The 26,142-nt window shown below is 29.2% G+C and carries 25 protein-coding genes; all 25 read right to left on the bottom strand.

Annotation, left to right across the window (positions count from 1 at the left end):
* Positions 1-76: 76 nt before the first annotated feature.
* The 25 genes from AAEO57_RS02690 to AAEO57_RS02575 are packed head-to-tail and all read right to left on the bottom strand — an operon-like array spanning position 77 to position 26,138.
* On the bottom strand, positions 77-1,075 hold the full coding sequence (locus tag AAEO57_RS02690; RefSeq protein ID WP_341689275.1) for a glycosyltransferase family 2 protein: 999 nt from the start codon (positions 1,073-1,075) through the stop codon (positions 77-79).
* Positions 1,072-2,106 carry a hypothetical protein gene (locus tag AAEO57_RS02685; protein WP_341689274.1) on the bottom strand — a complete coding sequence of 345 codons (1,035 nt, stop codon included), beginning with the start codon at positions 2,104-2,106 and terminating at the stop codon, positions 1,072-1,074. The genes AAEO57_RS02690 and AAEO57_RS02685 overlap by 4 nt, the downstream gene beginning before the upstream one ends.
* A complete protein-coding gene (locus tag AAEO57_RS02680) occupies positions 2,103-3,056 on the bottom strand; it encodes a hypothetical protein (protein ID WP_341689271.1) in 954 nt (317 codons plus the stop codon). Before AAEO57_RS02680 ends, AAEO57_RS02685 begins: the two co-directional genes overlap by 4 nt.
* A gap of 1 nt (position 3,057) precedes the next feature.
* Positions 3,058-4,584 carry a glycosyltransferase gene (locus AAEO57_RS02675; RefSeq protein WP_341689269.1) on the bottom strand — a complete coding sequence of 509 codons (1,527 nt, stop codon included), beginning with the start codon at positions 4,582-4,584 and terminating at the stop codon, positions 3,058-3,060.
* The gene (locus AAEO57_RS02670) at positions 4,575-5,747 is read right to left on the bottom strand and encodes a glycosyltransferase family 4 protein (RefSeq protein WP_341689267.1); all 1,173 of its coding nucleotides are present in this window, start codon (positions 5,745-5,747) and stop codon (positions 4,575-4,577) included. The genes AAEO57_RS02675 and AAEO57_RS02670 overlap by 10 nt, the downstream gene beginning before the upstream one ends.
* Before the next feature lie 3 nt (positions 5,748-5,750).
* Positions 5,751-6,632: a hypothetical protein gene (locus AAEO57_RS02665; RefSeq protein ID WP_341689265.1), complete on the bottom strand. Its 882-nt coding sequence runs from the start codon at positions 6,630-6,632 to the stop codon at positions 5,751-5,753.
* Positions 6,632-8,065 (bottom strand): MBOAT family O-acyltransferase, encoded by a 1,434-nt coding sequence (locus tag AAEO57_RS02660; RefSeq protein WP_341689263.1) that lies wholly within the window; start codon positions 8,063-8,065, stop codon positions 6,632-6,634. The genes AAEO57_RS02665 and AAEO57_RS02660 overlap by 1 nt, the downstream gene beginning before the upstream one ends.
* Before the next feature lie 38 nt (positions 8,066-8,103).
* Positions 8,104-9,174, bottom strand: coding sequence for a glycosyltransferase family 4 protein (locus AAEO57_RS02655; protein ID WP_341689261.1), 1,071 nt, complete (start codon positions 9,172-9,174; stop codon positions 8,104-8,106).
* Positions 9,167-10,198 carry an acyltransferase family protein gene (locus AAEO57_RS20845; protein WP_423972136.1) on the bottom strand — a complete coding sequence of 344 codons (1,032 nt, stop codon included), beginning with the start codon at positions 10,196-10,198 and terminating at the stop codon, positions 9,167-9,169. The genes AAEO57_RS02655 and AAEO57_RS20845 overlap by 8 nt, the downstream gene beginning before the upstream one ends.
* Positions 10,199-10,235: 37 nt before the next feature.
* Positions 10,236-11,633 carry a hypothetical protein gene (locus tag AAEO57_RS02650; protein ID WP_341689259.1) on the bottom strand — a complete coding sequence of 466 codons (1,398 nt, stop codon included), beginning with the start codon at positions 11,631-11,633 and terminating at the stop codon, positions 10,236-10,238.
* 10 nt (positions 11,634-11,643) lie between these two features.
* Positions 11,644-12,495: a hypothetical protein gene (locus AAEO57_RS02645; protein WP_341689257.1), complete on the bottom strand. Its 852-nt coding sequence runs from the start codon at positions 12,493-12,495 to the stop codon at positions 11,644-11,646.
* On the bottom strand, positions 12,488-13,642 hold the full coding sequence (locus AAEO57_RS02640; protein ID WP_341689255.1) for an acyltransferase family protein: 1,155 nt from the start codon (positions 13,640-13,642) through the stop codon (positions 12,488-12,490). The genes AAEO57_RS02645 and AAEO57_RS02640 overlap by 8 nt, the downstream gene beginning before the upstream one ends.
* Positions 13,642-14,616, bottom strand: coding sequence for a glycosyltransferase family 10 domain-containing protein (locus AAEO57_RS02635; protein ID WP_341689253.1), 975 nt, complete (start codon positions 14,614-14,616; stop codon positions 13,642-13,644). The genes AAEO57_RS02640 and AAEO57_RS02635 overlap by 1 nt, the downstream gene beginning before the upstream one ends.
* A gap of 3 nt (positions 14,617-14,619) precedes the next feature.
* Complete coding sequence (neuC, locus tag AAEO57_RS02630; protein WP_341689251.1) at positions 14,620-15,741, bottom strand: UDP-N-acetylglucosamine 2-epimerase; 1,122 nt, start codon at positions 15,739-15,741, stop codon at positions 14,620-14,622.
* Positions 15,742-16,782, bottom strand: a complete 1,041-nt coding sequence (gene neuB, locus AAEO57_RS02625; RefSeq protein WP_341689249.1) for an N-acetylneuraminate synthase — start codon at positions 16,780-16,782, stop codon at positions 15,742-15,744.
* Between the two features lie 8 nt (positions 16,783-16,790).
* The gene (locus AAEO57_RS02620) at positions 16,791-17,465 is read right to left on the bottom strand and encodes an acylneuraminate cytidylyltransferase family protein (RefSeq protein ID WP_341689247.1); all 675 of its coding nucleotides are present in this window, start codon (positions 17,463-17,465) and stop codon (positions 16,791-16,793) included.
* On the bottom strand, positions 17,466-18,398 hold the full coding sequence (locus tag AAEO57_RS02615; protein WP_341689245.1) for a glycosyltransferase family 2 protein: 933 nt from the start codon (positions 18,396-18,398) through the stop codon (positions 17,466-17,468). It lies immediately after the preceding gene.
* A gap of 7 nt (positions 18,399-18,405) precedes the next feature.
* A complete protein-coding gene (locus AAEO57_RS02610; protein WP_341689243.1) occupies positions 18,406-19,416 on the bottom strand; it encodes a glycosyltransferase family A protein in 1,011 nt (336 codons plus the stop codon).
* Positions 19,391-20,347: a glycosyltransferase family 2 protein gene (locus AAEO57_RS02605; RefSeq protein ID WP_341689241.1), complete on the bottom strand. Its 957-nt coding sequence runs from the start codon at positions 20,345-20,347 to the stop codon at positions 19,391-19,393. Before AAEO57_RS02605 ends, AAEO57_RS02610 begins: the two co-directional genes overlap by 26 nt.
* Positions 20,348-21,481 (bottom strand): glycosyltransferase, encoded by a 1,134-nt coding sequence (locus AAEO57_RS02600; RefSeq protein ID WP_341689239.1) that lies wholly within the window; start codon positions 21,479-21,481, stop codon positions 20,348-20,350.
* Between the two features lie 2 nt (positions 21,482-21,483).
* Entirely contained in the window at positions 21,484-22,422 is a 939-nt protein-coding gene (locus AAEO57_RS02595; RefSeq protein ID WP_341689237.1) for a glycosyltransferase family 2 protein, read from the bottom strand.
* Between the two features lie 8 nt (positions 22,423-22,430).
* Positions 22,431-23,507 (bottom strand): glycosyltransferase family 2 protein, encoded by a 1,077-nt coding sequence (locus AAEO57_RS02590; RefSeq protein WP_341689235.1) that lies wholly within the window; start codon positions 23,505-23,507, stop codon positions 22,431-22,433.
* 12 nt (positions 23,508-23,519) lie between these two features.
* Positions 23,520-24,455 carry a glycosyltransferase family 2 protein gene (locus AAEO57_RS02585; RefSeq protein WP_341689233.1) on the bottom strand — a complete coding sequence of 312 codons (936 nt, stop codon included), beginning with the start codon at positions 24,453-24,455 and terminating at the stop codon, positions 23,520-23,522.
* Entirely contained in the window at positions 24,445-25,233 is a 789-nt protein-coding gene (locus tag AAEO57_RS02580) for a glycosyltransferase family 2 protein (RefSeq protein WP_341689231.1), read from the bottom strand. The genes AAEO57_RS02585 and AAEO57_RS02580 overlap by 11 nt, the downstream gene beginning before the upstream one ends.
* Positions 25,230-26,138, bottom strand: coding sequence for an FkbM family methyltransferase (locus AAEO57_RS02575; RefSeq protein ID WP_341689229.1), 909 nt, complete (start codon positions 26,136-26,138; stop codon positions 25,230-25,232). The genes AAEO57_RS02580 and AAEO57_RS02575 overlap by 4 nt, the downstream gene beginning before the upstream one ends.
* Positions 26,139-26,142 lie beyond the last annotated feature (4 nt).

Below are 26,142 nucleotides of genomic sequence, written 5' to 3'. Positions count from 1 at the left end.
ATTATTCTTGCTGGAGTCTAATTTTGTTAGAAACAATCTCTTAAATCTATTTATACATAATGTATTTTGAATAAAATCAATTCAGTTTTGGTTTGTTAAAAAGCAAAGAGCACCACCCAACAGTCCTTCCCAAAGCTTCTGTTAAAGCTGTCTTTTTATTTTTGCCGGTAACTGAATTTGTAAATCTGATTAGTATTAATAAAATAGTTATCGCATTCCATTTATAATAATCCACAAAACCAGGTTTAGGATTTTTTACTCGCCACACATACCAGCCGTTTCTAACAACCATTTTACCATACTTATATTGATTTGGCCTTCCAGAGGCAGCGTGAAAATGAGATAAATGAACATTTGTATTAATTACATTTTTACCAAATTGTAAAGCTCGCAAACTAAAATCTGCATCTTCATACAAACCATATCCCTCAAAATATTTGGAAAATTTAATATGATCACAAACATATTTTCTAAAAGACATCGACATTCCAATTAACAAATCAACTTCATGAATTTTGTTATTTAAAGGAAAACCACAGGTACGACCATGCGAATAGTTTGGCATTTTACCTGGTGCCAGATTAGATTGTAATCCTAAAAAATTGCGCACCACATTACGTTGTCCTTCTTTATAAACAAACTCGTCAAAAAAATAATACTTTTTGGGATTATACTTTTTACCTTCTTCTATTGGTTTCCAATTGTTTTCATTGATAGCTACGCCTCCTACCCCGAATATGCTTGAATCTGATTTAAAAGTCTTTATTAATTCTTCAAAATAATCTGGTTCTAAAACAGTGTCATCATCCAAAAAGCAAATAATTTCAGTTGTATTGTTTACATTTTTAATTCCAAAGTTTCTTTGTTTTGTTAATCCCCGATTTTCATTATCAACCAGAAAATATTTTAGATTTTTAAATTGATTTTTAAGAAGAACAGACTGTGTTTCATTGTTGAGTGATCCGTCAATAATTAAAATTTCATCTGGATATAAGCTTTGTACCTGAACCGACTTCAATAATTTCAGCAATGGTTCAGGGCGCATGTAGGTACAGATAATTAAAGTAAATTTCATTGAATATTTGTTTTAAAAATAGAATAAATATTCAAAAAATAAGCCTCTCTCTCTAAGTGCTTCACCCATAAATCCCGATTATTTCTTTGCATTAATTCAAAATCATCTGAACTAATTTTTTGATGAAAATCTATTAATGTATCTACTATAGAATCTTCTTTACAAATTAAACAATGCTTTTCCCATTCAATTTGACCTGCAAGTGGAAACCTAAAATCAGTATCTACAATTAATGGTATTCGTCCCATAGCAAGAGTTTCATAAAAACGTACTGAAAAATTGCCTGCTCCACGCATGCAGAAAGTATAAGGATTACGAACAATGTTTTCAAAAAATTCAGTAGTCGTTCTTCGTAAATCTTCATCGTTTTGTACCCCTGCTCTATAACTATTTCTATAAATAAAATCAGTACTGATAAGATCACTATTTTCGAGTTTCTTTAACAATTTAAATCGTTTAAGGCTTGAAGGAAAAAAAGACTGATAGTCAGTTTGTATTTTCCCTAACCATCTTTTCATATTGTATTTTAAGAAAATTATAATTTCTTTACTTCTTTTTACAAACGAATTATTAGCGTGTCCTACAAAGCCGACTTGGGGTTTATCCTTTTTTTTGAGGGGAACAAACCCCGTATTTAAATATCTAAAAGGATCCGAAATAAAAGAAGGAAAAATAAACGTTTTGTCATCTAACTTCGATTCAAATCCTCCTAATCGAAAAGTATATACATTATTAGTATTCCTAATAGTTCTGCCAAAATCTCCCCCGCTGTAAATCCATACTTTTTTATCGTATTTATTTGCTTTTTTGATAAAAGCAGATAATTTTTCCTGACTTTTAGTTCTGTCATATCTTGCAATATCAATGGGTACCACAGCAATATCACAATCTTTTATGTCATTTACAATAGTATATTTAGTTAACAAATTGACATTATTAATATAACATAAATCCAATAATAAAGGAAAAATAAACTTTCGATTCTCAGGAATTAGGCACATAGTGTCTGTATATAATTTTAACATACTCATGAAATAAATTTATTACCCCCAATAATAGAAGCATATTTTGAAAAACTACTATTATACATTTGATCAATTTTCACAAAACAAACTGTACCACTTTCAATAATAAAATAAAAATCCAAAAATGTTTTTAAATGATATTCTTTATTGCTTTTATTATTTTCCAAATGATATGGCATTCCCTCCAGTGTCTTGTAATTAGTTTTTGCTCTTATATAGTTTAAAAATGTTTCACTATCAGATAAAACATATTTTATTTCTTCAGGATATTCCTTACTTACTTCTTCAATTTTTGATATTACTTTTTGAATTAAATTATCTTTCTCTTGATTTTTTAATTCTATTTTAGTTGTGTCTTTAAAATCACCCATTAAGGAAGTAAATCGAGTATGAATCACAATTCTTTCTGTTTTTGAAAGCTTCATTACATTACTTAACAAATAATCAGAAGGCTTAAAAAGTTCTAAATAATTTTTTCTCCAAATTAGATTTATTTCTTGACTGTCATTCTCTTTATATAATGTTGTTAAATAATCGACATTACAATAAATCAGTATTGTTTTTGCATTTGTCCTTTCAATCAATTCTAAAGGATTGATATTAAAATTATTAACCAAATAAAATATTTTTGTAGAAAAAACATTATATCTAATTTCTGTCTTATTTATTTTCCAGTCTATCTTATTAGGAATCAAAAATGACTCTAATTCAAACGGATGGTCAAACAATATTTTAAAATCTGAATGAATTAGTTTAGAAACTTCATAAAAGGAAATGATCCCTTTTAATCTATCAACCAATCCTCCATGTGGCACTTTACCATCAAAACATATTATAATCTGCCTTTTCTCCTGTTTGGAGAAAAATGAGATTCTCCGGATATAGTAATTAAACAGAATTAACTGCTTTATTTTTAATGATATATATTTTTTTACTTTTTTAAATAACCTTTTCAAATTATATTTTTTTACTCCATACAATACTAGATTCCCATCCTTTTTGCAACGTTTTATACACTGAATACCATTTTATAAATGACTGGTTTTTGATTGATTTTATAAAATAAATTAATTTATAACTGTTTATCTGTTCATCCGTAAAATGTTTTCTTTTTAAATACATTATTGTTGGTGATGGTTTTGGCTGAATTTCATCATCTTCCCATTGCTTTTTTATTTTGATTCTAAATCCTCCCATTGGAGCTTTCAGATGAGTAATTTTCAAATCAGGAAAAAAAATAATATCATTCCCTAAATTACGTAGTTGACAACCAAAATCAGTATCTTCACCATAACCAAATTCAAGAGACATATCAAAACGAATCTGAGCTAAAGCATTTGTTTTGATAAAACTATACCCTGATCCAAAAATTCCCGATTGATGAGTGTCATTAAAATATTGGATCTGATTGGGTTGTAAACACACAGTAGTAATTGCATTTGTTCCATATTGTACCGATTTTTTAAATACATTTTCAATTAATTTTTCATCAAAACGAATATCATCATCATTAAAAAATACCCACTCGCTAGTTACTTCTTCCAAAGCTAAATTTCTAGCATTACAAGCACCTGACTGATGCGTAAAAATGTGCTTAATTGTAAACGGCCAAGTTTCCGTAGATAAATAATCCAACTCCGAAACGCTATCTGTTTGCGGATTCTGCTCTACAATAATAATCTTATTTGGTAAATGGGTTTGTTTTGATAAATCTTTTAAAACATCATATAAGTATTGTTTTCTTCCGATAGTTGGAATAATAACATCAATCGTCTTATTATCCAAAACTCTTTTTGTTGACTGTACTTCAATACTTTCGAGCAAATTTTCACTTAGTACTTTTTTACTGTGAAATAAGCTAAGAAAAAATGGTAAAAAAACTATCTTTCTTTCATATAAAAACAAATTAGCGAACAGCAAAAATGTCCATTGAATCTTGTAATGCTGTTTTACAAAACGGAACAGCAGGAAATTATTTTTTTTATGTTTATCATCATTCTCTAAAACATCAATTAGTAAAGCTGGTTCTGAATAACAAAAAAGTCCTTTAAACATGGCTAATTTTGCCAACGAATTCAAAAAATAATCAAAATTCTCAGATTTACTTAAATCCTTTTTCAAAACTAATAAAACTGAAGCGTGTATCCCTCCAACATCACTACTCATTAGCCAAGTGGGATACCTTACTTTTTTATTAATTTTTATGAAAGGTGAGTCTTCTACATAACCAATCAAATCAGATAAAAATACTTTTTCTGACAAACTATAAGAAGCCATTATTTTATGATGATGAAAAATATCATTTATTTCTGAGAAATTAATATTTGGTTTTAAACAGATTTCACACCAAATGAGCAAATCATTAGGAAAGTAAGAAGCTATTTCGAATATCGCTTTAGATATATTTTTTGCAGAAAAAATAATACTTTCCCCTTCCCTTTCAATGGCAACAACTTTATAATCTCTATGATAAATTACAACCATAATCTGAGGTTATTATTTTGGTTAATCATCTTTTTATAAAATTCAATATTTTGTTTCGCAATTCCTTTAATATCATAATCTTTTTCAACTCTTTCTCTTGCAGATTTACCTATTTTCAGGCACATCTTTTCATTATTCAATATATCGCTAATTTTTTGAGCAAAACCACTATGATTGACAGGATTAATTAAAAAACCATTAACCTCATCATCTATCATTTCGTTTGCCCAGCCTATATTAGAAGCTACGATAGGTTTTGCCATTACCATTGCTTCCAGCCATGACAGAGGAAAAGCTTCAGCAAAAGAAGGGAATACACAAACTGTTGCCTGTTCAATTTTTTCTTTTATTTTAGAATAAGGAATACTTCCTAAATACGTTACATTTTTAAAGGCCTGATCTGAAAAAAGAGATTGCATCATTTGCCAGGTTGATGAATTTCCAGAAATAACATCCGGAACATCTTTTCCAATCAAAACCAGCTTAGCATCAGGGTTTTTCTCAATTACTTTATTAAATATTAAGGGTAATTCTAAAAGCCCTTTTTTTCGAATCAGGCTTCCAAAATATAAAACTTGTTTTTCATTAGTATCAGCTATTTTTTCAAAATGAAATAAATTTGTATCAATACCGTTCGGGATAATCGTAAAACTTTTGTTTAACCCAAAAACCATATTAGTTGTCTCTGCAGTATAACTACTTACAGACAACAAAGCATCTGCTTTTTGTAAAGCTCTTTTTTCATGAAACTTATTTATCCATTTTACAGGCCGGTTATCCATATGACAAAAATAAGCATCTGAACCATGCAGTCTTATTACCAAAGGGCATTTATCAGGTTTAATAAATGATGTCATACCTGTCCAGTCTGGTGCCTCTATTACATCAATTTTATTATCTGAATGTAATTGATTAATTATTTTCTCTATTTTCTTTTTTGTCAAAAACCAGGACAAGCCTTTAAGCTTTACATTTTTTATTGTCTGGACAAAAACACCATTATCTTCAAAACATGAATCTTCGTTTTGACCATACACAAGAACCCTAACTTCAACGCCTTCTGCTAAGAGACCAATTGCCAGATTTTTTATACTTGTACCAATACCGCCTGAGTTTCCTGTATTAGGATGTGGATATTCAGGTGTTAAAAAAGCAATTTTCATGATTTATTTCTTAAAAAAATCTGTCAGAATTCTGGCTGTAAACATTTTGGCGCCAGCGTCATTCATGTGTCCACAAGACGAAAAATATTTATTCTCCACCACTACATTTTCATAGTTATGGATTTCGGGATAGGCTTTTTTTACTTTATCGAAGTAATTCATACCCATAACGTTTTCGCACATTGGAGTCATAATCGCAATAAACCTGATATGGTTTGCTTTGCAAATGTTTTTTATTTCTTCGTAATACTTATTATGAGGCAACGGATTTAAATTTGCTATATTATTTTTCATATTGCCTTTCTTGTGTTTTATCAACGGATAGTATCCTGAATTATCTAAAAGATTTGTTTTTTCTCCTTTCACAATCTTATAAATTTCACGAAAACCTATTTTTCCATCAAATTTTATATATCTGTAAAAAGGAATATAATACAATTCGTTGAAATCTTCCTGAGTTTCAAAATGATTTTTTATGACTTCAGAATTATGAATATACGGTAAAAATTTAGCTGAAACACCTTCTGACTGATGATCGTTTGAAAGATTTAAATCAGCTTCCAGAATTACATTTTTAATTTCATACTTTCTTTCAATCATTAATTTAAGCATTAATGAAGCTTCAAACAAATGTCCTCCGCTCATTCCGTAATTAAAGATTTTTAATCCCCTGTCTTCAAACATTTGTGACACAAAATGATTATTGGCACGGGATGATCCAAGTATAACAACATCATAACTTTTTGCTTTTGAATTAAAAACAGTTTCAATTTTTCCCCTATTTTTAGATTGTAAAAAAGCGTAAGTATAAATTCCGTCTAAACCAACAGCTATCAGAAGGATTACAACAAAAATTTTGGCCGTATAGATTAAGAATTTCTTCATTAGAATTGAAAATATATAAACTCTTTATAATCTGAAAAAGTACCAAAAGCCATAATTGCCATAATTGCCAAAGCTGCTTTTAGCAAACTTCTTTTTCCTGAAATAGGTTCTGTTTTAGTACGATTATTCCATTCTACCAAAACAAATAATACTATCATAAGAATCAATTCATAATTATAGCGTTCGTTTGCTAAATATTGAAAATCGAAATGTCTGTTTGTTAATACACGTTTCAAATATAAAACAGCGTCTGTTATGGTTTTTGCCCTAAAAAACACCCAAGCAACACAAGTAATCAAAAAGGTAGAAAAAATACTTAACACAATTTTTACAGAACTAAAATCCGATTTCAATTCTATTGTATCCATATTATTTCTGTTGCTGTTTGATAAAAGTAAAGGCAAGAAGTAAACTGCATTTATGAATCCCCAGGCGATGTATGTCCAATTGGCACCATGCCAAAAACCACTTACCACAAAAATGATGAATGTATTTCTAATTTTCATCCATAGCCCACCTTTGCTTCCTCCCAGAGGAATGTACAAATAATCACGAAACCAGGATGAAAGCGAAATATGCCAACGGCGCCAGAATTCGGCTATATCTCTTGAAAAATAAGGGTAATTAAAATTTCTAAGTAAATCTAATCCGAATAGTTTTGAGGTTCCCAAAGCCATATCTGAATAACCTGAAAAATCTCCGTAAATCTGAAATGCGAAATAAACAGCTCCCAACATCAATGAGAATGAATTCATTGAAGTATAATTATCAAAAATAGCATTGGCATAAGTAGCACAAGTATCAGCAATAACGACTTTTTTGACAAGTCCCCAAATGATTTGATAAATTCCTTCTTTTGCTTTTTGAAAATCAAATTCTCTTTTAACTTTTACTTCAGGCAACAAATGAGTGGCCCTTTCGATTGGTCCGGCTACAAGAAGCGGAAAATAACTCACAAAAAGAGAATAATCGATGAAATTATACTCAGCTTTTATTCTTTTATAATAGATATCAATTACATACGATAATCCGTGGAAAGTGTAGAATGAAATCCCTACCGGCAAAACTACATCTAATAAGATTGGACTCGCGTTAAAACCAACTGTAGTTAACATTTGTGCAAACGAAGCTGAGAAAAAGTTGTAATATTTAAAAACGCCCAGAAACCCCAGATTGACCATAATACTTAACCAAAACCAAAATTTACGATTCTTTTCATCAGCTGCTTTTTCGATTTGAATCCCTGTATAATAATCCAAAAAAGTTGAAAACACCAATAAGAATAAAAATCTCCAGTCCCAACAGGAATAGAAATAGTAACTGGAAATAATTAACAATGCATTTTGAGTACTTTTGGTTTTATTAAAAACAAACCAGTAGAGAAAAAAAACGATTGGCAGAAAAATGGCAAATGTTAATGAGTTGAAAAACATTTATAGGATTTTGTTGAAAGCTTAAATTTATGTTACTTCTACGTAAGCAGTTGAAAATGGTTTTCTACCATTTTTTGCAAAGAAAACGAATTAGCAATTAATTCCCTTGTGTTTATTGATATGTTTTTATTTCCTAAGTATACATTTTCTAAAACTTCAGCTAATTGTCGGGTATTTTTTGCATCAACTATAAATCCGTTTTTGGCTTCAGTAATTACTTCTTTATTACCTCCAACATTTGTTGTGATTACAGGAACATTTGCTGCTAAACTTTCTAAAATAGACAAACTAAAACATTCCATATGTGTTGGCTGTAACATATAATCATATTGCGAAAAAATTTCATTCAGATTTGAACTGTTTCCTTTAAAAGCAAAACAATTTTCGAGTCCATAAGTTCTAATTTTTTCGACTAATTGATTTTTATAAGGACCATCACCATAGATATCAATTTTAATTTCGCTTTTTATTTGAGAAGGAAGAAGATCAACTGCAATAATCAAATCCTGAATTCCTTTTGACTCTCTCAGATGTGAAGCTACCAGAAAACGTGGTTTAGTTACACTTCTTATTTCCCTTACTAAAATATGATCTATAATTACACCATTATAAATTGTTTGTGTTTTGGATTTTAAATGCCTTCCAAAATCTTTCAAAATAGCATTTACTGTATAATCTGACACCCCAACAAATACCTCAATGTGTTTTGAAAATAGAATTCCTTTCAGTTTTTTTTGAATTTTCTTTTTGAACGAATATCCATTTAACGGTCTTGGATTATGATCTACAGCGATAATTTGTGCTTTAGAGTATTTCCTGATTGCAGCAAAAAAAGGCGTACATAATTCTACAAAATGAGTTATGATATGCGTATAATCCGGTTTGTTTTCTTTGCAAAAATCAAGAAAACTTTTTTCGGAGTTTTTAGTTTTACTACTATGAATGGTTAATGCGGAATATCCTCCATGATCTGAAAAATTTGGAAAAAACCAGTCTACTTCAATTCCATTCGACTTACACTGCTTATCAAATTCCCAAAAAAAATAATCCATCCCTCCTACTCTTTCCGGAAGCAGTTGGTAATTGCAGATTAAGGCTATCTTAGTCATTTTTCTTTTTGAGTAAACTTTTATTGAGATGTTTAATAATCTTTGATTCTACTTTTTGAGTGTAAAATATGCTAAAAAAAATCATGCAAATTATTATTAAAAGAGGTGCAATAAAACTATATGGATAAAAATAATGCACTATTCTCCGGATCCAGGCCACCCCAATGTTTTCATGAATCAGATATAAGAAATAGGATGAAAAACCAATAATCACTAAGAGTTTACTTTCAAAAAATGATAAAACCTCAGGGTTGTAAACAAATAAAAAAAACAACCCAAACATAATTGAAAATGACACTAATTCATTTATACTAAAAGATATGTTTATTAACCCAAATGTCACTGCTATAAATAGTAAATTCCAAAAATTAGATTTGTTCTTATATAACATGTAAAAAAGGGCCCCAGAAAGAAAAAAAGACAGATTTTGTACAAGATTAAATAAATTAATGAATTTCTCAATAATTTTAATTTGGTTTAGTCCTAAAAAAAGTATTCCATTAAAAATCAATAATATTAAAAAAGAAACTGCAATAAAATTTCGTTTAAACCTCTGTGTGTTTAGAAAATAAATAGTACTTGCCAAAAAATAAAATTGAATTTCAGGCCACAGACTCCAGTACGAATAATTGATGTAACTAAAATGACTTTGAGTTCTACAAATTAAATCGAAGACATTTGGAGGCAAAAAAGTTATGCTGGTTATTAAATTCCTAAAATGATTACTCTCATCAAAAGTATGTGTAGTATCAAACAATTTTAAAAATACAAAAGTTATAACCGATGCAATAAGCATAGAAGGAAACAGCCGTATGAATCTTTTTTTCCAGAAAGTAATTTTATTGTCTGTTCCCTCTAATGTATAACAAATAACAAAACCGCTAATCATGAAGAAAAAAGGGACCCCTCTAAAACCATAATGAAAAAAATCAGCCCCAAAATATGGCTGTACAGGATCATTCCAACGATAAAAATAATGATAAAAAACAACTGCTAAAATAGCAATAGCCCGAAAACCATCCAAAATTTTTATTCTTCCAGTATTATGGTAAGACTCTTTATTACTCAAAATTATATAATGTTTCTGCGATTCTTTTGCTTGTGCCTAATAGAGGCTCGCTAACCTGTAATTCAATCATTGATTTTCTTTCTGATTTTCTTTTTTCAGGATTTTTCAAAGCATCGTTTATTTGATCTATTAGTTGTTGTGGATTTAAAGCAATAGTGACTGCCTTGCTATCTACTACTTTTTTAAAATGATCATATTTTAAAAACCTTTGATCGTTATACAATCCATTTTCTAAATTACCAAAAACGGTATTGATTACGGGTTTATCAAAAAGCATAAAATCAAGGCTCATTGTTGAGCACATATTAATATTGAGGTCGGCAAATTCCAATAAAGCTCTCAAATCCTTAATATCTTCATCACTCGGAATTCTCTGTGACCAACTTTCAACATGCCCCTCTCTTGTTAAAATCCATTTTGGAACGTTCCAGATGATTTCAGGATATTTTTCCCTTACTGCTCTGAACCTGCTATCATCTTCAGCCGGAGAAGTTCTTACTAAAAGCTGTACAGAATGTTTTATTTTATTATTTCGTATAGCATTGGCAATGGAGTCTATAACAATTGGATCGTTTTGCCCTATAGAGACATCAGCACAGCTAAAACAGATTATCTTTTTATGGTCATCCAAGGCAAATTTACTTACAAAATGCTCTCTTACAGTTTCATATTTTTTTAGAACATACGGTTCAAATTGCGGTGTTCCAACTACCCGTACATTTTCTTTTTTTACATTCGGATAAAAATACAGCAATTCCTCTTTCATTAATTTGCTCCAGACCAAAAAATAATTAAATGTCCCGAGCATTCGTCCTTTTGACGCCAAATTATCCCAACTGAAAATAAAAGTACTTGTTGATATTTTCAATTGAATTGCCGCAAATAAAAAAGGGGCTAAATATGGCGGTCGCTGGTGTGTAAAAAATAAATGAGCAGGTTTATCTTTTTTTAATATTTCAATATATTCTTTTGTTACTTTATTTTTCGAAAATGATAAAAACTGAAATTTTTCTGCTAATAAAATACTTGAATTACTATTAAAAATACTAGTAAAGAAATGTAGCATTTTAATTACAACTCCTCTTGACGAAAAACCTTTAGGATATCCTGAAATTAAATTATCCTTCATCCCATAAAAATTTTTATTTTTTTGCAGATGAGCCAATTCTTTCCATTTTCTAAAAAACCAGGTTTTTCTATCTTCGCTAAAAACCGGTAATTCTTTTATTTCAATATTAGGATAATCAAATCTACTGTAACAACCAATTGGTAATCCGGAATATATAACTATGCTATCATTTTTTTGTACTGCTTCATTAATAAAGTCACTCATAATAAAGTTTCTAAAACCTACACCATCAGTTATTACTATTCCAATTTTTTTTTTCATTTCAAAAGTTCTATATCTTAAGCATATTTTTTAACACCTGTTTTTTTCTTTGTAAATATTTTTTAATTCTAATATGAACAGGATAGTTTCTTTTTCTATTGTGCACAATCATCTCTTTGTAATTTGAATCAGGATATACTACCTCGACGGAATTACCATTTTGTGAAGGGTCTTTAAAAGCAGTAAAACCATATTTTTTTGTAAGAAGGCTAAAAATTGACTGATCATGACGATGCTCTCTAAAATCTTGATAATTCTCAAATCCGCATTTATTTTCAATGTCTGTTAAGATTCTTTCATCTTCTGCAAAATTCAGCCACTCTTCCATAAATTTTAATGATCGCTCTGTTTTTTTTATTAAAATAAAGCTTGCTAGCCTTTGTTTTGTATCAAAATACTCAGGGCTATCACAATTCATTAAAATGAATGCGTCTCTTTTTGTCCAATGGCTTTCGGTATGTGAGAGTTCGAAAGGAATTATATCCTGATTTTTTTCATGGCACAAGGAAATTAAATCTTCAATAGAATTTACAAAGTAAGAACCGGAATCACAATAGAATAAAAAATCATTAAACTTCAAATCTTCTAATGTCTTTTTTATAAAATATGGTTTCCATAACCAATATCCATCACCTCTCTTTTGTTCCAGAATTTTTTTATTTATATTCCTAAACTCTGCATCAATATTATTTGGATTATATGAAATTATTTTAGTAAAAGATCCTGTTTTTTTCCCCGTCCTGCTATTTATTTTTTGACTTTTCTTAAATAAATCATTCGCATAATTGATTAAGACTACTTCAAACTCTTTTTTTACTACTGCCGATTGCCTTTTTAATATAATTTTATAAATACTAGACACCTTTTAGATCATTTTTATTAGAAATTTTATTTAATACATAATTACCGAAATCAATGCCCTTAACCTCAATATTATTATATGTTATTTTTGAAAGAAAATATGACACTTTAATTATTAAAAAATAAAAAGAAAAGAAAAGAAAATCATTATGCAAAACAAAATAAGAGAAATGAAAATGAACCGTAACTTTTTCACAAATACCTCTAAGAACATAACCCAAAATATACAGTATGATAAAATGATTTAAATACATACTAAAACTGACAACACCAATTTTCTGAACAAAATCATTAATAACAAACTTATTATTGGTTGTGTAGGTACCTATTGAAAATAAAACAAATATGATTCCGTAGACATATTCTCTTTTTATGAAAAAGAATGGATATTCCAAATTAAACTTAAAAAAAGAAAATCCAATATATAAAAGAATTGAAATCATCAATGCTATTTGTCCAAAATTAAAAGAGAAAGTAAGATTCTTATTAATGTGGTACAAAATAATTCCCAAAACAAATATTGGCAATTGATTTGGTAGCCAAAAATACAAAGACCATTTATTTATACTTCCAAAAATCGAATTCAACAAAAACATAGTGTAATTTAAAAACAAATGATTTATAGCAATTGAAAACAGAATTGTAATTAAGAATAAACAAATTGCTTTTCTTAAAGAATTTATATATTTAAACAATATTGGAATCAACAAATAAAAGAGCATTTCTATTCCTACTGACCAGCCACCGGGCGGTATATCATTAATTCCTGGTAGATAAATTCCGTTTGTAAAAGTATAGTTTGCAATTAAATTTTTCAAATTAATTGTATTATGCTTAATTAAAACTTTATAAAAAACATAAATTAATCCTGCAATATAATAATAGGGAGCAATTCTAAAAAATCTGCGAATAAAGAAATTTCGGTTTATAAACTCTCCTTCTTTCAATTTTCTTTTAGAATAAGAATTAAATAAAGTAAAACTGCTTAAAATAAAAAATAACTGAACTCCTAAATCTCCATTATCATAAAAATTTCTACCAAAATCAGACACCTTAAATGATTGTGAACTATGAATTAGTATAACCAACAATATTGCATACCCCCTAAGGGCATTTACCCAATTGTATTTATCAACAACTATGTTCATTAAAATAGCTTCCCTATTCGCTTTATCATTTTAAAAGCTTCTTTTTCGATTTTAACCTCTAATGGAAAATTATCAAAATAATCATTCCCTCCTTTAAATTGAATTATATCTTTTTCAATTATTAAATTATCTTTTTTTTCTGCTTCTAATATCTTAATTTTATTCGATAAAAATGGAAATAACTGATATTCATTCAGTATTAATTCTCTTGCTTTTACAATAGCGTCTAAATTTTCTTCCCATTTATTAGATGATACTATCTCTTTTAAAAACAAATTAATATGCTTGTCTTTTGGGTCAATCTGTATAAAAGAATCCTTTGGAAAAAAAGTTTCTATTTTATTACATCCAAAATACAAAGGCATTGTATAACTTAAAAAGCAATCTGCTATTTTTTCTGTCCAGTAATAATCACTCTGAAAGTTTTCGTAAGCAATTGCATATTTAGCTTTGCTCAAAACATCCCATTTATCATCTATCGGATTTATGCCTCTGCCATAAAGGTTCACAAAAGGAAGATTTTTAATGTTGTCCAAAAAGTCCATTCTTTTCGTATGTCCTTTCGAAGACCTTTGATTACTTGTTATCCAGACTACATTATCCTCTTTTGTTAAATTTTCAGCTTTTAACCCCTTTAAAAAATCAAAACTTTTATTAATATGCCAGGGTAATGCCCCATGAGATAAAATATTGTTTTTCTTAATATCTAACTGATTAATTATCAGTTTTACATTTTTATTTGCATATTGTCTGTATTTAGAAACCTCATTCGGCGGTTCTAAACAAATATGTATAACATTTTCTCTATTGACTTTAATAGAAAAATCTTTCTTTGGATAATCTAAAACAACTAAATAATCACATTCATCAATAGCATCTTCTGTAAAAAGTAAATCGCCCCATTTCATAGAATTATCAGGCGTTTGTCTTTTTAAATCAGGATAATTGAAGTACCGTTCAATTTTTATTATCATTTTTTAAAAATCTCTAAATTGTTTTTGATGATTAAGCTTCCAAATATTTGCTTTTTGAAGACTTTGCAAGAACAATTCTGAACTATTTCCCTCTCCAAAATCATTATCAGAAACTCGAACTTCATGAGAATCAATCAGTGAAAGTGCTTTGCTAATTTTTTCTTTAGAATAATCTGTATTGATAATATCGGCATGAATCGCCCTGTTTTGCTGGCGGGTTCCTATATTAATAATTGGTATTCCATAATAAGGAGCCTCTCTGATACCAGCGCTGCTGTTGCCAATTATAAACTGACTGTTTTTTAAAAGTGTTAAAAAATACTCGAAACGAAACGAAGGAAAAATTCTAAACCTTGAATTTTCTTTTAATCTTTGGTACGCATCAATAATAAACTGACTTCCTAAATCATTATTTGGATAAACCACTATATAATTATGATTGTCTTGTAACAAGGAATCAACAAAAGTTTCTGCATATTGTTGCATATCATTAATTTCTGTGGTTACAGGATGGTACATAACAATGGCAAAACTTTCAAAATCAATATTATAATATGCTTTTGCTGTTTGCAGATCCGGCAATTGATCTGAAAACATAATGTCAATATCAGGAGATCCAATTGTAAAAACAGATTCTTTTATTTCTCCCATTTGTATAAGTCTTTTTTCAGCCTGTTTGTTTGAAACAAAATGTATATGACTCAATTTACTCACACTGTGCCTGATCAATTCATCAACGGTTCCCGAAATTTCTCCGCCTTCAATGTGGGCTACCAAAATATTGTTCAATGACCCTACAATAGCTCCGGCAAGCGTCTCTACTCTGTCACCGTGCACTATTATCATATCCGGATTTACTTCTTTACAATAATTAGACAGCCCTTCAATGGTTTTGGCAAGTGTCAAATCCATTGTGGTTTCGTGCGTATGATTCTGAAAAGTATGTATATTTTTAAAATTACATCTTTCAATTTCGATTAAAGTATAACCATAAACCTCTTGTAAATGCATACCCGTAACAAAAACAAAAACTTCAAACTCAGACTGCTTTTCCAAAATTGAAATCAATGATTTTATTTTACCAAAATCAGCGCGGGTTCCCGTAAGGAATAGGATTTTTTTCATTTATGCAAAGTCAGAAAAATCAAGTTGCTCATCATTTTCAATATCCCTCATAGCAGTTTTACCCAGTAATTCATTAAAATGTTCTGCTAAAATTTTACCTGTGCCAGGTCTTTTAACCCAAATATTTTCTTTAGTTAAAATTTCTCCTTTTTTTATTGGTGCAATAGCACAAACCGTTGCAAATGCAAAATCAATTGTAACTTGTTCTTCTGCAGCCGGTTTTTTTGTTCCACCTCGCATTTGTGCTATTTCGACACTGGAAATAATTAATTCCTGACATGCCTTTTCATCCATACTACACACAATATCCGGCCCGGTACGCTGCATGTGATCTGTAAAGTGTCTTTCCAGAATACTGGCACCAAGCGCAACAGCTCCTAAACAGGCATTATTATTCAGGGTATGATCACTTAATCCAAAAACTTTGTCAGGAAAAGCCTGGTGTAATTGGGTCATTGCACCAAAACGAACTAAATGTATCGGTGTTGGGTATAAATTGGTCGTATGCAAAAGTGCTACGGGAATATTATGTTTATCAAAAACAGCAACTGCCTTCTGAATACTTTCTATTGTATTCATTCCGGTACTCAAAATAACAGGTTTTCCAAAAGAAGCAATATGCTCTAATAAAGGATAATTATTACATTCTCCTGAACCAATTTTATAAGCCGGAATATCAAACTTTTTTAATCGTTCAGCTGCAGCTCTGGAGAAAGGTGTGGAAATAAAGATCATCCCTTTGCTTTCTACATAATTTTTAAGTTCCAATTCATCAGTCTCATTCAGAGAACAGCGCTCCATGATTTCATAAATAGAAACATCAGCATTACCCGGAATTACCTTTTTCGCAGCACCACTCATTTCATCCTCCACAATATGTGTTTGGTGTTTAACAACCTCAACACCTGCCCTGTGGGCTGCATCTACCATTTCTTTAGCTACTTGTAAAGAGCCTTCATGATTAATTCCAATTTCGGCAATAACTAATGGCGGAAAATCCGGGCCTATTTTTCTTCCTGAAATTTCTATATATGGGTTCATAAAATGAGTTATGAGTTATGAGTTATAAGTTTTTGATAAAGATATTCAGCATACTCAAAATCTTCCTGAGTGTCAATATCAACATTGGCAAAAATATGATTTACTTCGAATGGAAAAGCATTTTCTGAAACAATAATATCATCTAAAATTAAAGAAGCTTTAGTAATATATAACAGTCCATTTTCAAAAAATAAAGGATCTAAATCCTGGCTTCGCTGTCCGATCGCATAATTAAACGGAATAAATTTATGATCAGTTATTTTTCCGAATTTCTGATGATTTCTGGAAACGCTAAAAAGACTTTCATAATTTCCTTTTTTATAAATATCAAAAGCTTCTTTGAGTAAACTTTTTGGACGTAACGGATTTGTAGGCTGCAAAAGAACTACATTTTCTATATCACTATCTATTTGTTCTAATGTGTTTTTAAGAGCTGAAACTGTTGGTTCCAAATCTCCCGCTAAAGATTTGGGTCTGTCAATTACTTTCGCACCAAACTGTAGTGCAACTTTCTTTATTTCTGCATCGTCTGTTGAAACGTAGATTTCATCAATAATTTCGCTGTTTGCTTTAGCATATAAAATACCATGAGCAACCAGTGGGATTTCGCCTAAAGGAAGAATATTTTTTTGAGGCAAACGTTTTGAACCTCCTCGTGCCGGAATGATTGCGATAGTTTTCATTTATGCTCGATTGTTGTTCTGTTGTAACTCATCTTCTGGGTTCCAGTATAATCTTGTATCTGCCAATTCCTGATACGATTTGTACTCTGCTTTTGTCAATCGATTACTGCTTTTTAAAATCTTAGGTAAGGCAAATACTAAATCTTTCATTGCCAGCAAAAGAGCCGCCAAAACGTCCCAATCTCCCTTAAAAACTTTTAATTTTAATTGCATCCAAATAGAATAACTCATCTTTCTTGGAATTAAGGAGTATGGTAAAAACAAAAGATACAAATACCACCCCGATCGTAGAGAACGTCTCAAGCGAATACTATAATCTGAACCTTTCTTTCTTGATTTGATGTCAACCCTATGATTAACCAAAACTTCAGGTAAATAATGTATTTCCCAATTTTTCTTGAACAGCTGATAGGAAGCAAAATCTTCCTCGCCATAAAAAACAAACCATTCGGGATAATCAGGAATTTCTCTCCAGACACTCATACGCCATACATGCCCACAACCTACAAAACTTTTCATTCGATGGGAAACAGCATACGATTTTGTTATTTCAGGTTCATTTAGATTCCAGTAAATTCTGAAACCGATCAAACCTATTTTTGGATTTTTTCGAAAAGCTGTTTCGATACTTCCTAACGGATTTTGAGTAATAAAATGCAAATCATCATCAATAGAAATAGCAAATTCAGACACAACCAAATCCAACAACCTATTTCTAGAGTAAATTAAACCTTTGCTTTTAAAATTTTTAATCAATTGGATTTGAGGAAAATTATTTTGGATATATTCAAAAGTACCATCAGTAGAACCATCGTCACATATAAGACAAACCACATCTTCCCTATCCAATAAATATTGAATTTTATTTAAAGTAAAACTCAAATCCTGAATTCGGTTTTTGGTGGTAATCAGGATTGAAAATTTTTTTCCCATTTGCACCTTAATACTTTTCAATCATTGTCCCGGGTAATTTTTTATATCTTATAAAAAATTTCATAATCCATTTTATCGAAATAAACTTGACAAAAACCCTGTTTTTTATAAAATATAGAAACTTGTGTTGCCTTTTATTTTTAGAAAAATTAGTTTCTAAATTTGCATGAAGTTCTTCGTTTAAAATGGGGACATTCATCCAATCCTCGAGGACATTTCCCATATGATAAGCGTAATTATCGTAGGTAGTCAATCGCCAATAATCTTTTTTTAAAGGTAAATTATCCAGATAACTTTCGCTGCCTCCTCCCATTTTATAACCTATATATGTGGTAATATTTTCAAAAATATCTTTTTTATAAGTTGCCACAAAGTGCCCTGAACCTATTAAGACATTCAATTCTGGATTAATTTTTAATCCTAAAGTATATTTCAGATAATCCTGATTGTAATCCCGATCCCAGCCTATACTATCATAAAACTTAACTAAAGCTTCTTTGTTTTTTACAGGTATAAACTGAAGTTTGGAACTTAATAAAGTATCAAACAAGACATTCCCGCAATTGCTTTCATACATTTTAAATTGAGGTACAATTCCCACTACACCCGCTTTAGGTACTTCATTAAATACTTTAATAGTTTCTTTTTGCCAATTAGGTAAAAAGAAAACATCCGAATCTGAAATAGTTACCAGTTCTATATTGTTTCCTGCTAAGCCTTTCAGTATAGCATTTAGCTTCCCGATATTCTCTGTATGAATAAGCTCCTGAATTTTGTTTTCTTTAAAGATTAAGTCCAGATAATCTGCAATTATTTTATCACTTCCATTATTAACGATAGTAATAAAAGTTTTTCCATGAACCGTATTAAAAAGGGATTCCAAACATAATTTTAGAATAGCAAAACTATCCTTAAAATAACCTTTCTGATTAGGGATATAAACCGGAATAATGACCTGATGAATATATTGAGTCTCATCATTTTTTTTGTCTTTATGTGGATTGTAGCCTATTCGCATTATTTCTAAATCTTAATTTAATTTTTTTTATAATTTTTTTTACCTTCAATACGAAATTATCATTCTTAATCTGAGTTTTAAAGAAGTGCTTATTATCCTTTACGAGATGTTTGTACTTTAATTGAATTGAATTATATACTGCCTCTTTCTTTTTAGCAATGTAAATAGAATTTTCCTTGCCGTATCTGGTAACATACAACGCTTCAATTATCTTCCAACTGTTAATCAGACTTATAATTTTATCATCAGAATTCAACTCACTCAAATTGTGATGATTGAGTGAAGCATTTCTATGATATACTATTGAATTTTCTACAAAGAGCATCTTTGAGGCATTTGAAATAATGCGAAAGAAAAATTCCCCATCATCATTATTGGTTAAATTTTCATTCCAATGACCAGAAAAATCAATAATTTCTCTTGAAATAAGATATGCTTCTGGAGGGAAAAAGCCACCGTATTTACCAATCACATCAAAATAATCTTTAGTATCAATATAATTTTGATAATCTGCTTTATTACTAAACTCTTTTATTTCTAAAACAGAATTCTGGATTCTTTCCCATTTACATGTGCTAATTGTTAATGTATCGTTTTTAATTAATAAATTAATCTGGTGTTCAATTTTTTCAGGGTGCAATATATCATCCGAATCAAGAAACTGGATATATTTTCCATTTGCATTTTTTAAACCTAAATTTCTCGAAGCACTCGCTCCTTTATCTCCAAAATCTTTTTTTATAAACTTGAAACGTGAATCATTTTTTAAATAATTTTCAATTATTTCATACGTATTATCAATACTTCTGTCATCTATTATGATACATTCCCAATTTTGATATGTCTGTAACGCTACACTATCAAGTGTTTCTCCTATAACATCAGCCCTGTTGTATGTCGGAATAATTATGGAAACCAAAGGGTAATTCATTTATAATAAACTATATAAGTCAACAATTTTTTTATTTATTTTTTCATAATTATAATCTTCAATTGCATTTTCGTGATTCATATTTGCATGATGTAAAATATTTTCCCGATCATTAATTATCTGCGATATTTTTCGTGCTATTTCATCAGAATTTTCAGGATCATCAATTATCTGCCCAAAATATTTTTTCCCTATAAGCTCTTTTGTAGCGTCGCCTGGATTTGACTGCAAGGGGTATGCCCCCAATAAAAGAGACTCTAATAATGTATTTGGCATACCATCTGAAATGTTATTACCAATATACATAAATGATTGACCAAAATAACTGAATAATTCTAATTGGGTTAATTCATTTAGTATTGTAATTTTTTTATTCAATTCTGAATCGGAAAGAATAAAATCAGCAACCATCCCTCTGGCTGAAAAAACATAGATTTCAAAATTTCCTAATTCTTTTATTACTGATTTTATAGCTTCTATAGCAAACATTGCTCTTCCTATTTCATTTTGATATCCTTTTATTAAAATAATTCTTCTAGTGGTTAAATCTTTATAATTAGATGTTATATCTTTTATATCATAACCCGTGCCTCCCGGTAAAACCCCTAAAAACCTCCCTTTAAATCCGTACTTTTCTGATAAAAAAAAATCTCTTTTACAATCTGTTATTAAAAAATTTACTCTTTTCAAAACGGAACGAATTTTTTTCAAATCACTTCTTAAAACTTGATGCCTAAAAATATCATTTCCCCAGCAAAAATAAATCCATTTTATATCAGAATGTTTTTTCATTGTCTGCAAAATGGGATATGAGCAATAATGCATTTCAAAACTCTGAACTACATCAGGCTGAATTTCTAAAATTATTTTTTCTAAAGCTTCATTTGCTGTTACTTCCAAATAAGGAATAATTTTTTGATATAAAGAAGGAATTTTTTTACTTAAAAAATATTCTCCTTTTAAATAGGGCAATTTTCTTATTTTCCAATCTGTAAATTGAATCACAGAATCTAAAGTTTTCAATTTTCCCCTATTTAAAACATCAAACCAATACAATTCATGATCTGTATCTTTTAAATTCTCTATCCAGCGAATCACGTGAACAGATGGCATGGAAACAAAGAGGATTTTCATAATTATAAAAATTTATATCCTTTATTAAAAATCGTATAAAACATAAATCCAAAAAAAGTTTTAGTCATTCCTCCAAAATCCTTCATTTTGAGTTGATAAACCAAAAAATTTTTAAAAAAATATATTTTGTTTTTATCCTTTTGTACTAGTGCCTCTCTCAAAATATATCGATATCGGTCTTTTATATAATTTTCTAAAATGCCCGGATTTACACATTTGTTGATTTTTATTAATTTCAAGTGTTTTTCTCTCGCGCTAAATTCTGAACGTATTTCAGAATAATTAAGTTTACCTATTTCACTTGAAAGGGAATTTTCATGAATTCGATATTGAATTAAAGATTCATCAATATATTCTATTACAGGCTTTTGATATAACATTCTCAAATTAAAATCCCAGTCGTCAAGGTTAGTGATGGATTCATCAAATAAATTGGCTTGTTTTTTAAGAAAACTTCTTTTCCACATCGGGCCTGAGACATAAAATGTAATTTTCCCAGTGAAATAATCTTCAATTAAACTCTTAGAATATATTGTATTTTCTTTTAAAGAAATCCCTAAACCAAAATCATAATAAGTCAATTTACAAACACTAACATCAATATTTTTTTCAAATGACGAAATATGTTTTTCTAATAAATCAGACATCATCATATCATCACTATCAAACCATTTAACATAATCTCCTTTACTTAATTCAAAACCATAATTTCTACATGAATTAGGTCCTTTTATTCTTTCTTTGGGCCTATCATAATATTGAAATCTATTATCTTTTTTTATATAATCTGCTAAAACATCGGCCGTATTGTCGGTAGAGCCATCATCCACAACTATACATTCCCAGTTTTCATATGTTTGTACCAAAATACTATCGAGAGTTTCTGTTATTAAGTGAGCTCGATTGAATGTTGGGATTATTATAGAAATTAATAAAGCCATAAGCTGAACTACTTCTTAATTTTCAACTGAATACTTTTTAAATCAGTATTTACTTTATAGTTATATAAACAACTCCTATAGTGAATTACCAAATTTTTGAGTAATAAATCATTGATTTCTTTTAATGAATAGTATTCATGAGTCTTTATACGTAATAATCTCTTGATTTTATAATTTAAAGAAAATCTATAAAGATGATCCTTAAAAACAACGTTAATGACTTCTCCATTAGTATTTGGTAAAATAATATCTATAAAATTTTCTATTATATGTTTCTTGTTAAGCAAAACGACTGATTTTGGACTATTATTCAAAATTTGAAACTCTTGTTCCGTAATTAATTTCCCCCAATCTGCATAATTAACTTTTATTATCTTGTTTTTCTGATTAAACCTCATCTTTTGCTTGTTTAAAGCAAATATATCAGACAACATCGGCTCTATTGTTAATTGTTTTTTTTTCAGATTTTCAAAACTTGTATGCCACTGATGCAATAGTAAAATTTCTTTATTATAAAATTCTGAATGAAATCCAGCGTTTTGAAGCCTAAAATGTAAATCTTCATCTTCTGCTCCCCAAAAATGAAAAAATTCATCATATCCACCAATCTTCAATAAACAATCTAATTTAAAAAAAGATAAACCCTGTCCTTCAGGAATACTCTTAGAAACAATTGTATAATTTTCGAATTCTTTAAGTTCTTTACTTTCAGACTCGCTCAAATATCCAACCTGAAAATAAAAATTCTGTTTTTCATTTTTGAGTTCAAATAGTAAATCAATAAATCTGCAATGGAAAATAATATCTATATCGGCAATAAAAACATATTCAGTTTCAGTAAATCGTAATCCAATATTTATTGCTTTAGAGCGGGACCAAGGCTGATTATTATGATAAGAATAAATATATTTTACAAATTCATATTGTTTTAAAAGCTCTTGAGCTGATGATGCTATTTCTAAATCAGAACCATAATCTACAAAAACAACATTAAATCCCTTATTCGATTGATTTGTTAAAGAATCTAAAGAGTTTTTAATCCTGTTTAACTCCCTGTTCCTAAACGGATATATTATTGTTATCATTTCAGACTAAAATTATGCATTCAAAAAATATATTAAAGACCGTTTTGTAATTTTTGTAGGGAGCAATATATTTAGAAATAAATAAATAAAAACTAAATATGATTTTGATAAATATTGTGTATTGATCTTTATCCAAAAAGCCAATTCTGATTTCGTAAAAAGATTTCTGTTGTAAATAAATCTAAATTTAATCTTTAAAGCTTGTTGAATTTCATTTTTATAATCCGGGTGGCGATGTTTTAAATCAAATAAAACATTAGGAATTTTATTTAATACAAGTTTATCGGAAGAAGTGGCTGCATTACTATGAACCCTATACATTCCCATCACTCGATTTGAAGAATAAAAAAGATAATTCGACATAAGTAATTTTAACCAAAGATGATAATCCTCTACATTTTGAATTGGTAATTCCTCTGAAAAACAACCAACATTAATAACTTTTTCTTTTTTTACTAAAACTGTTAAAATTGGAATTCTATTTCCTTCCAAAAACAATTTTATGTCATTTTCACTATAGAAAACTTCATCAGGAACATTCATTCTTTTAGAAGTATCTACTATTTCATTGTTATTAAAAACATATGAATCTGAAAAAACCAAATCCACCTTTTTCTCTTGAATTTCTTTGATTTGAAACTCCAATTTTTCTGAAAGCCATAAATCATCTGCATCAAGAAAGGCTAAATATTCACCTTTTGATTTTGAAACACCCAGATTTCTAGCTTTCCCTTGTTTCCCATTTTCCTGATAATAGTATTGTATGCGATTATCTTTTTCAATCCATGATTTAACTTTTTGAGCAGTATTATCAGTTGAACCATCGTCAACTATGATTAGTTCCCAATCTGAATATGTTTGATCTAATACTGAACGGATTGCATCATTAATATACTCTCCAGGATTATAAGCAGGCATTATTATTGAAACTAATCCACTATTTCCCATGAAACCATTTTATTTTGTATTTTCTTAACTTAAAAGCTAATTTCAAAATTAAACTACTTTCAATAGTAGATACCAAATTAAAATAATCCTTTTCTAATTTTATTAAAAAAGTAGGAATAGTATCTGTCCAGACTTGTTTCATTTCTGCCCTATATTCTTCCATACGTAAACTACTGACGCCTGAAATATCATATTTGACTGTAGGAAACAAAATCGGGCAAAAGATTTTTCCTTTTATGTACAATTTTAAATAATAATGATAATCTGCTGCTAAACTATATTTTTCATCATATCCATTATGCTCTAGAAGGGTAGTCAATTTAAAAAAACAAGCCTGATGATTAATGACCATATCTTTCATATAACTAAGAGTTAATAAATCTGGGTAAACAATGGTTTTTTCCTTATGATGATGATCAATTTTGATTTGTCCATAAAAAACATCAGCATTCCCATTTCTAATTATAGCATAGCAATCTTGAAGTATTGCTGAGGAAAGAAAAAAATCTCCACTATTCAGGAAAACAACATATTCACCTTTTGCTTTGTAAATCCCCTTATTCATTGCGTTATAAATCCCTTTGTCGGGTTCACTTACCCAATAATCAATTTTATCCCTTTGGGATTCAATATATTCAGCACTTCCATCTGTAGAACCACCATCAATAACAATATATTCAAACTCTTGCCAGGTTTGGTTAATAACACTTTCGACTGTTCTTTTTAGTCCGTCGAGATTGTTGTAATTTATAGTAATAATTGAGAGTTTTTTTTTCACTTTAATCCAATAATATTTTTTACCGGTATTTTTTCTGACTCTTTAATAGCAATTAAATTATTATATGGATAATGAAGTCTTTTTGTTTCCAAGAGCAATGTCTTATTTTTGACAGTATACCAGACATAACCAAGATCTTGCATTATATCGTATATTTCGTGAACTGAATACCCTGCATTAAATGTATTCGATTCAGTAAATTCCACCATTACTACCGGGCTAAATTCTATAAAAAAATCTTTTCCTCCATTTAAGACAAATTTCTCCCAACCTTCAACATCAATCTTTACTAATTTTATTTTAGATTTATCAATGTCTTTTAATTCTAAATCTAAGGTTGAAACTGGCACTTGAATAGAACTTTCTAATTTATTATCTGAACTTGGCGCAAAAGAATTCCAAGCATCATGTCCATTATTTGAAACATAAAAAGTTAACTCTCCTGGTTCATTAGAAAGACCTATATTGTTTATGTGAATATTTTTGAAATCATTTAAAATTATATTTTCGTTTAACCTAGAAAATGTATCTGGAGCAGGTTCAAAACATAATACTCTACCGTCTATGCCCACAATTTCTGCAGCTAATAAAGAAAACAAACCAATATTAGTTCCAATATCTACAAAAATATCTCCTTCTGTAAGTGTTTTTTCTAAAAAATCTGTTTCTTCTTTTTCAAAACCTTCATAAATTAATCTTGACAAAACGCTATCTTTATAAAGATTAATTTTTACCTTACTATTTAAATTATATTCAAAAAAATTATTACTCTTAAATAATTTATTCCAACTTTCATCAGCGGCAATGATCTTTTTTTCATCCTGCCTCTTTTGAAAATCTCTCATAACTTTGGAAATTTTACCCGCAATATTATATAACGGTCTCTTAAAAAAGCTTTTATTCATTATT

It is taken from the genome of Flavobacterium calami, assembly GCF_038290035.1.
GTDB classification, from domain to species: Bacteria; Bacteroidota; Bacteroidia; order Flavobacteriales; family Flavobacteriaceae; genus Flavobacterium; species Flavobacterium calami.
The sequence above is the reverse complement of the archived record's forward strand: the minus strand, read 5'-3'. Positions and strand labels throughout refer to the sequence as shown.